Genomic DNA, 10416 nt, shown 5'->3' on the forward strand with positions numbered 1-10416 from the left:
CGCCACGATGCGGCGCTACGCCAAGCCCCTCTTCGGCACGGCCGTCGCCGCGTACGGCCTCCTTGCCGTGGTGATGGCGGGCGCCCTCCTCCTCGCTTACGGCGCCACGCGCGACGACTTCCGGGCCATGTACGAGCCGGGCGCCACCTTCTCCTGGGAGCACGGCCGAGCGCTGCTCGTGGCCCTCGGCGCCGTCTGGGCCACGGGCCTGCTGGCGAGCCTCGCCGTCAACTCCTTCATCCAGGCGGCCTGCGCGACGACCCTGCACGAGGCGGTCATCGGCCGCCCCACGACGTTCCGGGCGGTATGGCGCGGGGCCTGGTCGCGCACGCCGTCGGTGGCGGCGGTGACGGTACTGCTCGCCTTCATCCTGCTGCTGCCGGTCGCGGTGTTCCTCCTGCTCGTCGTCGCCTTCTTCGTGACGGTCCTGACCGACTCGACGGCCCCCTTCGGCCTGGTCTTCCTCCTCTTCCTCCTCGTGCTCCCCCTGTCGGCCTGGCTGTACGTCCTGTTCGCCTTCGCCCCGGCCGCGGCGGCCCTGGAGACCGCGGGCCCCCTGACGGCACTGCGCCGCTCGGTGCGTCTCGTACGCGGCGCCTGGTGGCGCACGTTCGGCATCTCACTGCTCGCCGGGGTGATAGTGGTGATCGTCTCGCTGGCGTTCCGCCTCCCCCTGCAGTTCGCCGCCCCGGCGCCCCCCGCGGTCACCCCGGACAGCAGCGCCTCGCAGCTCCTCTTCGACCAACTCCGCTCCCAGTTCGGCCTCTACGCCCTCCTGGCCCTGGCAGGCACCCTGCTCACCCAACTCCTCGCCACGGTCTTCCTCCCCCTGGTGACGGCCCTGCTCTACCTGGACCGCCGCATCCGCAAGGAGGGCCTGGCCCACGCGCTGGCGGAGGCGTCCCGGCCGCCTGTCGCACACCCGGCCCCGCAGTGAACTGTCAGTGGCGTTTGGCACCATCCCCGCCATGGAACACGCGACATTCGGGGATGGGGCTCGCGACGAGTTCGCCCGGGCCATCAGATCGGCGATAGAAGAAGCGGCACGCGCGGGTGCGACGAAGCCCACCTTGGCGCGCATCGCCAGAGCGTCCCAGCGGGAAGGGCGGCCCAGGTGCAGCACTACGGCGATCAGCGCCTGGAAGAAGGGGGAGCGGATCCCCGCCTCGTGGTCCGTGGTGGAGTCGTTCCTCGCCGCCCTGGAGAGAGCGGCTTCACTGGGCCAGGGAAAGTTCGACCGCCCGGAGTGGCGTCGCCTCTTCAAACGTGCGCAGGGAGCGCCCGTGTCAGCTTCGGGCTCACACGTCGCGACACTCCTCGTACGCGAAGCGGACCCGTTGGAACTGAAAGTCCATCGGGCGCGCACCACCGCGGACGGTAACGCCGTACCGGACTACATCCCGCGGGACATCGACACCTCCGTCCGCGACGCGATGGCCCGCATGGGCGATGACGGCGGGGTGATCCTGCTCGTCGGAGCCTCCACAGCGGGCAAGACGAGATGCGCCTACGAAGCGATGCGTACGGTCCTGCCCGACCACCTGCTCATCGTCCCGCGTCATGTCACGGAGTTGCCGGACGCGGTCACCGAGGCGGTCCGGGCCGCCAAGGCCCACACGCGATGTGTCCTCTGGCTGAACGACCTGGAGCAGTTCTTGGGGCTCGGCGGCCTGAGCTTGCAGGACATCCGGGCGCTGCGCAGAGCCGGAACCGTACTGCTGGGCACGATGCGCTCCCGAATCCTCGCGGACCTGCCGTCCAACGAACTGGTGCGGCTCGCCGAACAGTTCGAGGTGCCACGCCTGTGGTCGGCCCCGGAGCTCGAACGAGCCAGGGAGCACCTGCGATCCCGCCATGACGAGCGGTTGCGTCTCGCCCTCGACCAAGCGGAGGACTTCGGAGTCGCCGAAAGCCTCGCCGCGGGCCCCCAGCTCTGGCGCGAGCTGATCAGCGCGTCCGTCGTGGAGGGCCACCCCAGAGGCGCCGCACTCGTATGGGCCGCCATCGATGTGGCCCTGGCGGGGCTGGTCGAGCCGGTGCCCGTGGAGCTGCTCACCGAGCTGCACGAGGCATATCTTCCGGGCCGCAACAAGCAGTTGATCGGTCCCGAACCCCTGGACGAAGCTCTCTCCTGGGCCGGCAGCCCGCACGACGGAGGTGTGACGCGTCTGCTGGTCCCCGAGGGTGAGGGTGTGCGCCCCTTCGACTATCTGCTCGACGCCCACCTGCGAGACCGGGGCCCCTCCCCCGAGCTGATCCCGGAGAGAATCTGGGAAGTCGTTCTGGCCCGGGGATCCCACCGCCACCAGCGCTTCAGCATCGCCCTGGCCGCCCACGCCAACGACCGCATGGACGTGGGCCGACGAGCCCTCCTGCCGCTGACGGAGTCGAACGACGTGGATGCGATGCGCACCCTGGGACTCCTCTACGAACGAAGTGACAAAGAAGAGGCGGTGCGGTGGCTCCGACTCGCCATCGACGCGGGCGATGTCCTGGCGCTGCGGCTCATGGGCAACCTGCACTTCCGCAACCAGGACAGGCGCGCCGCGAGCGACTGGTACTGGAGGGCTGCGGAGGCGGGGGACGAAGTATCGGAGTCCTACTACAACGAGCCGAGAGCCAACTCGGGACCGGTCCCGGAATGCCTCGTGCCACCGCCCCCGCCCGGCGAGGAAGATGTCACGGAGGACGGCGAGGAGGACTGGGAGGACGAGGAGGACTGCTACGGCCCGACCGCCCGCACGCTGCGAGTCCTGGAAGCGGCACTGGAGATCGCCTCGGACATGGCCTACGACGTGCTGGAGGAGATCGGCGACAGGCGGATCGACCTCCGGAACAAGTACGCCTACATCTTCAGCGATCTGCCGGTGCTGACCTGGTCCAGGGACGCTCGGTGGCGCCGTCAAATGGCGCGCTGCTTCCACGACTTGGCGTCGGACATCAAGGCGGGAAACTGGCCGCGCCCCACGTGCACGGGCGAGGAGATGGCCTTGCACGTCGCCATCGAGCACGCCTCGAACATGGTGGTGGACGAGCCGGAACTCGTATCGCCGTGGGTGGCGGAGATCCCCCCGCACCACTACGACTGGGACTGGAACCTCTGCGTGGACGTGCTGTTCGAGGACACCGACGTCTTGTTCCTGTACGAGCCCTGGTCCCAGGGCATCGAGGATTCCGGCAACTTCGTCAACCAACGACTCGGCATGGCCAACCTGGAGGCGGAGGACTGGTTCAAGCCCTTCCGCGCGGACGATGCCCGCGATCCCGGAAGGGGTTTCCCGCGGTGAGCCGCGTCCCGCCGGGAAATCCCGGATACCTGTCTTGACCTGCGGCCCTTCATTCGAAGATCGAGCGGGCGATGGACTCGGCTCCCTGCGTGCGGGTTTCGTGAGGCCAAGCGATCGCCACGCCCACTCTCCGTCGAAAGGCCAGGACCCATGTCACTCACTCACGAACTCCTGCTGTTGGCAGGACTGCCGCTGACGGTGGTCCTCACCCTGTTCGTGGGCCACCTCGCCACGCTCCGGGGTCTGCGAGGCGACCAGCGCATCGCAGCCTTCCGTGTCTTCGCCGCTGCGGTGAAGCGGCGCCGGTAACGAGACGAGGGCCCCGGGCACAGCGCCCGGGGCCCTCATATGGATCAAGCAGAATCAGACGTTGAACCCCAACGCCCGCAGCTGCTCACGCCCATCGTCCGTGATCTTGTCCGGGCCCCACGGCGGCATCCAGACCCAGTTGATCCGCAGCTCGTTGACGATGCCCTCCGTCGCGGACTTCGCCTGGTCCTCGATGACGTCCGTCAGCGGGCAGGCCGCCGAGGTCAGCGTCATGTCGATCGTCGCGATGTTCGCGTCGTCGACGTGGATGCCGTAGATCAGGCCGAGGTTGACGACGTCGATGCCCAGCTCGGGGTCGACGACGTCATACAGCGCCTCGCGGACCTCTTCCTCGGAAGCCGGCTTCGTGGTCAGGGTCTCGTTCTCGCTCATGCGGTCTTCCTCTCGGCGACGGCGTCGGCACCCAGTGCCTGTGCCGTCGCGTCCTTCCACGCCATCCAGCTCAGCAGAGCACACTTGACGCGCGCGGGGTACTTGGAGACCCCGGCGAACGCGACCGCGTCCTCCAGGACCTCTTCCATGGCGTCGTCGGGCTCCAGCTTGCCCTTGGACTGCATCAGCTCCAGGAAGACCTCCTGGATCTTCCGCGCCTCCGCCAGCTCCTTGCCGACCAGCAGGTCGTTCAGGACGGACGCGCTGGCCTGGCTGATGGAGCAGCCCTGGCCCTCGTACGACACGTCGGCGATCGTCGACCCGTCGTACTTCACGCGCAGGGTGATCTCGTCCCCGCACGTCGGGTTGACGTGGTGCACCTCGGCGTCGCCATCGCGCAGACCACGCCCGTGCGGATGCTTGTAGTGGTCCAGGATGACTTCCTGGTACATCGAATCCAGCTTCACGTTCCCAGCCAGCCCCTCAGCCGAAGAAGTTCCGTACGTGCTCCAGGCCGTCGACGAGAGCGTCGATCTCGCCGGGCGTGGAGTACAGATAGAACGACGCTCGCGTGGTCGCGGGAATTCCATAGCGGAGGCAGACGGGCCGCGCGCAGTGGTGGCCCACGCGGACCGCGATGCCCTGCTCGTCGAGGACCTGGCCCACGTCGTGCGGGTGGATGTCACCGAGCGTGAAGGAGATCGCGGCGCCGCGCTCCTCGGCCGTGGCCGGACCGATGATCCGCAGATCGGCGACCTCGCCGAGGCGCTTGACCGCGTACTCGGTGATCGCGTGCTCATGCGCGGCGATCTTGTCCATGCCGATGGCCGAGAGGTAGTCCACCGCGGCGCCCAGACCCACGGCCTGGGAGACCGGCGGCGTGCCCGCCTCGAACTTGTGCGGCGCCGGGGCGTACGTCGACGAGTTCATCGACACCGTCTCGATCATCTCGCCGCCGCCGAGGAAGGGCGGCAGGTCCTCCAGGAGCTCCTGGCGGCCCCACAGCACGCCGATGCCCGTCGGACCGCACATCTTGTGACCGGTGAAGGCCACGAAGTCGGCCTGGAGCGCCTGCACGTCCAGCGGCATGTGCGGCGCGGCCTGCGAGGCGTCGATCAGGACGAGCGCGCCGACCTCCTGGGCGCGGCGCACGATCGCCTCGACCGGGTTGTGCGTGCCCAGGATGTTCGACACCAGCACGAAGGAGACGATCTTCGTCTTCTCCGTGATGATCTCGTCCATGTTGGACAGGTCGAGGCGGCCGTCGTCGGTGAGGCCGAACCACTTCAGCTTCGCGCCCGTGCGCTGCGAGAGCAGCTGCCACGGCACGATGTTGGAGTGGTGCTCCATCTCCGTGATGACGATCTCGGTCTCGTGGTCCACGCGGTAGGGCTCGTCGGCCCAGCCCAGCATGTTGGCCACGAGGTTCAGCGACTCCGAGGCGTTCTTGGTGAAGATCACCTCGTTGCGGCTGGGCGCGTTGATGAACGCCGCGACCTTGTCACGCGCGCCCTCGTACAGCGCGGTGGCCTCCTCGGCGAGGACGTGCACGCCGCGGTGCACGTTGGCGTTGTGCTGCTCGTAGTACTCGTTCAGTACGTCGAGGACCTGGCGCGGCGTCTGGGAGGTCGCCGCGTTGTCCAGGTAAACGAGCTTCTTGCCGTCGTGGATCCGACGATCCAGGATCGGGAAGTCCTTGCGGATCGCCTCGGTGTCGAGGAGGCCGGAAAGCCCCTGGTGGGCCACTGTCACGCTGATGCGCCGCCCTTCGTGTAAGCCTCGTAGCCCTCGGCCTCGAGCTTGTCGGCCAGCTCCGCGCCGCCCGACTCGGCGATGCGGCCGTTGGCGAAGACGTGCACGAAGTCGGGCTTGATGTAGCGCAGGATGCGCGTGTAGTGCGTGATCAGGAGCGTGCCGACCTCGCCGGTCGCGCGGACGCGGTTGACGCCGTCCGAGACCTGGCGCAGGGCGTCGACGTCCAGACCGGAGTCCGTCTCGTCGAGGATCGCGATCTTCGGCTTGAGCAGCTCCATCTGAAGGATCTCGTGGCGCTTCTTCTCACCGCCGGAGAAGCCCTCGTTCACGTTGCGCTCGGCGAAGGCCGGGTCCATCTGGAGCTGCTCCATCGCGGACTTGACCTCCTTCACCCAGGTGCGCAGCTTGGGGGCCTCGCCGCGGATCGCCGTCGCCGACGTACGCAGGAAGTTGGAGACCGAGACGCCGGGGACCTCGACGGGGTACTGCATGGCGAGGAACATGCCGGCGCGGGCGCGCTCGTCGACGGACATCTCCAGGACGTCCTCGCCGTCGAGGGTCACGCTGCCCTGGGTGATCGTGTACTTGGGGTGGCCCGCGATGGAGTAGGCGAGGGTCGACTTGCCGGAGCCGTTCGGGCCCATGATGGCGTGGGTCTCGCCCTGCTTCACGGTCAGGTCGACGCCCTTGAGGATCTCCTTGGTGGAGTTGTCGGCCTCGACGGTGACGTGCAGGTCCTTGATTTCAAGCGTTGCCATGGGTGCCTCAGGACTCCTGGGAGAGGGAGACGAGCACGTCGTCCCCTTCGATCTTTACGGGGTATACGGGGACGGGGCGCGTCGCGGGAAGGCCGGACGGCTTGCCGGTACGAAGGTCGAACGCGGAGCCGTGCAGCCAGCACTCGATCTGGCAGTCCTCCACCTCGCCCTCGGAGAGGGAGACGTTCGCGTGCGAGCAGATGTCGTGGATCGCGAACACCTCGCCCTCGGTGTGCACGACGGAGACCGGCGTGCCGTCGAGTTCCACCCGCTTGGGGGTGTCCTCCTCCAGCTCGCCCAGTCCACAGACGCGTACGAAGGTCATGCGACCGTCGCCTCCAGCTCCTCTTCGATCTTCGCGATGAGGCGCTCCTCGACGTCCGGCAGACCGATCTGCTGGACCAGCTCGGCGAAGAAGCCGCGGACGACCAGGCGCCGCGCGTCCTCCTCGGAGATGCCGCGCGACTGGAGGTAGAAGAGCTGCTCGTCGTCGAAGCGGCCGGTCGCCGAGGCGTGGCCCGCGCCGACGATCTCGCCGGTCTCGATCTCCAGGTTCGGGACCGAGTCCACGCGGGCGCCGTCGGTCAGCACGAGGTTGCGGTTCATCTCGTACGTGTCCGTGCCCTCGGCGGCGGCCTCGATGAGGACGTCACCGATCCACACCGCGTGGGCGTTGTCGCCCTGGAGCGCGCCCTTGTAGACGACGTTCGACTTGCAGTGCGGGGTGTTGTGGTCGACCAGGAGGCGGTGCTCCTGGTGCTGGCCCGCGTCGGTGACGTAGAGGCCGAAGAGCTCGGCCTCGCCGCCGGTGCCCGCGTAGTTGACGCGCGGGTGCAGGCGGACCAGGTCGCCACCGAAGGTGACGACGACGGACTTGAAGGAGGCGTCGCGGCCGATCAGGGCGTTGTGCTGGGCGACGTGCACCGCCTTGTCGTCCCAGTCCTGGACGGAGACGACGGTGAGCTTGGCGCCGTCGCCGACGACGAAGTCGACGTTGGCGGCGAGCACGGCGTCACCGGTGTGGTCGATGACGACAAGGGCCTCGGCGAACGCGCCGACCTCGATCACCTGGTGCGCGAAGGCGGTGCCGCCCTCGCCGTGCACGGCGATGCGGATCGGCTCGGTCAGGACCGTCTCCTTGGGGACGGTGACGACCGAGGCCTTCTCGAAGGACGAGTACGCCTGCGCGGCGACGCGGTCGACGGGCTTGCCCGCCTTGCCGACGCGCGCGTCGTCCCGGCCGACGGTCTCCTGGGTGACGCCCTCGGGGGCGCTCACCTCGACGCGGATGCCGCCGTCCGCCACCGCCGTGCCGTCGTGCAGCCCGCGAAGGCGCTCCAGCGGCGTGAACCGCCACTCCTCCTCGCGGCCGTGGGGGACCGGGAAGTCCGCCACGTCGAAGGACGGGGGCGCGCTCATGCGGGTGGCGACGGTGGACTCGGCGGCCACCGCGATGGATCCGGCGGTCGTCGACCCGACCGGGATGTTCTGGACCTCAGCCATGGCTGTCGTCGTGCTCTCTCTCTGCGCTCTGCGTAAGAAGTCTGCTCGCTGCGGGGACGGTTGCCGGACTCAGCCGACCGAACCCTCCATCTGCAGCTCGATCAGCCGGTTCAGCTCCAGGGCGTACTCCATCGGCAGCTCCTTGGCGATCGGCTCGACGAAGCCGCGCACGATCATCGCCATGGCCTCGAACTCGGTCATGCCGCGGCTCATCAGGTAGAAGAGCTGGTCGTCGGAGACCTTGGAGACGGTCGCCTCGTGGCCCATGGAGACGTCGTCCTCGCGGACGTCGACGTAGGGGTAGGTGTCCGAGCGGGAGATCGTGTCGACGAGCAGCGCGTCGCAGAGCACGTTCGACTTCGATCCGGCGGCGCCCTCACCGATCTCGACGAGGCCGCGGTACGACGTACGACCGCCGCCGCGCGCCACCGACTTGGAGACGATGTTCGAGGAGGTGTTCGGCGCCATGTGGACCATCTTGGAGCCGGCGTCCTGGTGCTGGCCCTCGCCCGCGAAGGCGATGGAGAGCGTCTCGCCCTTGGCGTGCTCGCCCATGAGGTAGACGGCGGGGTACTTCATCGTGACCTTGGAACCGATGTTGCCGTCGATCCACTCCATGGTCGCGCCCTCGTACGCCACGGCGCGCTTGGTGACCAGGTTGTAGACGTTGTTCGACCAGTTCTGGATCGTCGTGTAGCGGCAGCGGCCGCCCTTCTTCACGATGATCTCGACGACGGCGGAGTGCAGCGAGTCCGACTTGTAGATCGGCGCGGTGCAGCCCTCGACGTAGTGGACGTAGGCGTCCTCGTCGACGATGATCAGCGTCCGCTCGAACTGGCCCATGTTCTCCGTGTTGATGCGGAAGTAGGCCTGGAGCGGGATGTCGACGTGCACGCCCTTGGGGACGTAGATGAACGAGCCACCGGACCATACGGCGGTGTTCAGCGACGCGAACTTGTTGTCACCGACGGGGATGACCGTGCCGAAGTACTCCTTGAACAGCTCCGGGTGCTCCTTGAGCGCCGTGTCGGTGTCCAGGAAGATGACGCCCTGCTCCTCCAGGTCCTCGCGGATCTGGTGGTAGACGACCTCGGACTCGTACTGGGCCGCGACACCGGAGACGAGGCGCTGCTTCTCCGCCTCGGGGATGCCGAGCTTGTCGTACGTGTTCTTGATGTCCTCGGGCAGGTCCTCCCAGGACTCCGCCTGCTTCTCCGTGGAGCGCACGAAGTACTTGATGTTGTCGAAGTCGATGCCCGAGAGGTCCGAGCCCCAGTTCGGCATGGGCTTCTTGTCGAAGAGGCGCAGGCCCTTGAGGCGGAGCTTGGTCATCCACTCCGGCTCGGACTTCTTGGCCGAGATGTCCCGGACGACGTCCTCGCTGATGCCGCGCCTGGCGGAGGCACCGGCGACGTCGGAGTCGGCCCAGCCGTATTCATACGTGCCCAGACCCTCGAGTTCGGGGTGGGCAGTCTCCGTGGGGAGCGTCATGCGGGGTTCCTCCCGGCCGTACTTGCTGATGCTGATGTGGTGGTCTGTGTGGTGCTTCCGCCGCTGCCGCTGCGCGGGATGAACGTCGTACAGACGCCGTCTCCGTGGGCGATGGTGGCGAGGCGCTGCACGTGCGTGCCGAGCAGCGTGGAGAACATCTCCGTCTCCGCCTCGCACAGCTGCGGGAACTGCTCGGCGACATGGGCGACCGGGCAGTGGTGCTGGCAGAGCTGCTCGCCGACCGGTGCGCTGCGCGCCGTGGCAGCGTACCCGTCGGCCGTCAGGGCCTTGGCAAGAGCCTCGGTGCGCTGTTCGGGGGGTGCGGCGTCGATCGCCGCCTTGTACGACTCCGCCTGTGCGGTGATGCGCGCGCGGGCGAACTCGACGACCGCGTCCTCGCCGTGCTGTTCGGTGATCCAGCGCAGGGCATCGGCGGCGAGCTTGTCGTAGGACTGGTCGAAGGCGTCGCGGCCGCAGTCGGTCAGGGCGAAGACCTTGGCCGGACGGCCGCGGGTCCGCGCGCCGTAGACACGCTGCTCGCGGGGCTCCACGACGTTCTCATGGGCGAGGGCGTCGAGGTGCCTGCGGACGGCCGCCTGGGTGAGCCCGAGGCGCTTCGCGAGGTCGGCGACGGTGGAGGGGCCGTGGTCCAGGATGGAGCGCGCGACCCGGTTGCGCGTAGACCGCTCACCGGTCGCGAGTTCCTCCTGCGGAGCCTCGCCAACGTTTTTCACAACGCCATTGTTGCGTAATTCCTCAGAGCCTGACAACCCGCGCCTTGATCACCGCGTGGTGCGCTGCATCACTTAGGTAAACCTAAGCTGACCTGCGGAAACGATCTTTGATCGATCAAACCGGAACCGTCAGGGAGCGCCTTCGAACGGCCTCCGGAAGGCCCCCGGACCCCCTCCGACCGGCGC

The 10416-nt window shown here is 68.1% G+C and carries 11 protein-coding genes; 3 read left to right on the plus strand and 8 right to left on the minus strand.

The annotated features are described in order from the left end of the window. The 3 genes from GKQ77_RS19245 to GKQ77_RS19255 all read left to right on the plus strand — a co-directional run. Nucleotides 1–937, plus strand: a 937-nt coding sequence (locus GKQ77_RS19245; RefSeq protein ID WP_219690157.1) for a DUF7847 domain-containing protein, incomplete at its 5' end; no start/stop codon positions are given. Between the two features lie 31 nt (nt 938–968). Next, on the plus strand, nt 969–3287 hold the full coding sequence (locus GKQ77_RS19250; protein ID WP_219690158.1) for a tetratricopeptide repeat protein: 2319 nt from the start codon (nt 969–971) through the stop codon (nt 3285–3287). Between the two features lie 150 nt (nt 3288–3437). After that, entirely contained in the window at nt 3438–3596 is a 159-nt protein-coding gene (locus GKQ77_RS19255) for a hypothetical protein (protein WP_219690159.1), read from the plus strand. 54 nt (nt 3597–3650) lie between these two features. On the opposite strand, the gene GKQ77_RS19260 is transcribed toward GKQ77_RS19255, so the two are convergent. The 8 genes from GKQ77_RS19260 to GKQ77_RS19295 all read right to left on the minus strand — a co-directional run bounded on the left by GKQ77_RS19260 (nt 3651) and on the right by GKQ77_RS19295 (nt 10230). Next, on the minus strand, nt 3651–3989 hold the full coding sequence (locus GKQ77_RS19260; protein ID WP_030784222.1) for a metal-sulfur cluster assembly factor: 339 nt from the start codon (nt 3987–3989) through the stop codon (nt 3651–3653). Continuing rightward, entirely contained in the window at nt 3986–4456 is a 471-nt protein-coding gene (gene sufU / locus GKQ77_RS19265; RefSeq protein ID WP_219690160.1) for a Fe-S cluster assembly sulfur transfer protein SufU, read from the minus strand. The genes GKQ77_RS19260 and sufU overlap by 4 nt, the downstream gene beginning before the upstream one ends. A 16-nt stretch (nt 4457–4472) precedes the next feature. Then, nucleotides 4473–5741 (minus strand): cysteine desulfurase, encoded by a 1269-nt coding sequence (locus GKQ77_RS19270; RefSeq protein ID WP_125512035.1) that lies wholly within the window; start codon nt 5739–5741, stop codon nt 4473–4475. Then, on the minus strand, nt 5738–6502 hold the full coding sequence (gene sufC, locus GKQ77_RS19275) for a Fe-S cluster assembly ATPase SufC (RefSeq protein ID WP_219690161.1): 765 nt from the start codon (nt 6500–6502) through the stop codon (nt 5738–5740). The genes GKQ77_RS19270 and sufC overlap by 4 nt, the downstream gene beginning before the upstream one ends. 7 nt (nt 6503–6509) lie before the next feature. After that, nucleotides 6510–6827 (minus strand): bifunctional 3-phenylpropionate/cinnamic acid dioxygenase ferredoxin subunit, encoded by a 318-nt coding sequence (locus GKQ77_RS19280; protein ID WP_219690162.1) that lies wholly within the window; start codon nt 6825–6827, stop codon nt 6510–6512. Beyond that, on the minus strand, nt 6824–8005 hold the full coding sequence (gene sufD, locus GKQ77_RS19285) for a Fe-S cluster assembly protein SufD (protein WP_219690163.1): 1182 nt from the start codon (nt 8003–8005) through the stop codon (nt 6824–6826). Before sufD ends, GKQ77_RS19280 begins: the two co-directional genes overlap by 4 nt. Before the next feature lie 69 nt (nt 8006–8074). Next, on the minus strand, nt 8075–9496 hold the full coding sequence (gene sufB, locus GKQ77_RS19290; protein WP_219690164.1) for a Fe-S cluster assembly protein SufB: 1422 nt from the start codon (nt 9494–9496) through the stop codon (nt 8075–8077). Further along, a complete protein-coding gene (locus tag GKQ77_RS19295) occupies nt 9493–10230 on the minus strand; it encodes a helix-turn-helix transcriptional regulator (RefSeq protein WP_219690165.1) in 738 nt (245 codons plus the stop codon). Before GKQ77_RS19295 ends, sufB begins: the two co-directional genes overlap by 4 nt. Nucleotides 10231–10416: the final 186 nt, after the last annotated feature.

It is taken from the genome of Streptomyces anatolicus (assembly GCF_019400875.1).
In the GTDB taxonomy this organism is placed as follows: domain Bacteria; phylum Actinomycetota; class Actinomycetes; order Streptomycetales; family Streptomycetaceae; genus Streptomyces; species Streptomyces anatolicus.

What these genes read in the sequence shown, in the direction of transcription:
- GKQ77_RS19250 (WP_219690158.1), top strand. Translation starts at nt 969, where the DNA reads ATGGAACACGCGACATTCGGGGATGGGGCTCGCGACGAGTTCGCCCGG.
- GKQ77_RS19255 (WP_219690159.1), top strand. Translation starts at nt 3,438, where the DNA reads ATGTCACTCACTCACGAACTCCTGCTGTTGGCAGGACTGCCGCTGACG.
- GKQ77_RS19260 (WP_030784222.1), bottom strand. Translation starts at nt 3,989, where the DNA reads ATGAGCGAGAACGAGACCCTGACCACGAAGCCGGCTTCCGAGGAAGAG.
- sufC (WP_219690161.1), bottom strand. Translation starts at nt 6,502, where the DNA reads ATGGCAACGCTTGAAATCAAGGACCTGCACGTCACCGTCGAGGCCGAC.
- GKQ77_RS19280 (WP_219690162.1), bottom strand. Translation starts at nt 6,827, where the DNA reads ATGACCTTCGTACGCGTCTGTGGACTGGGCGAGCTGGAGGAGGACACC.
- sufD (WP_219690163.1), bottom strand. Translation starts at nt 8,005, where the DNA reads ATGGCTGAGGTCCAGAACATCCCGGTCGGGTCGACGACCGCCGGATCC.
- sufB (WP_219690164.1), bottom strand. Translation starts at nt 9,496, where the DNA reads ATGACGCTCCCCACGGAGACTGCCCACCCCGAACTCGAGGGTCTGGGC.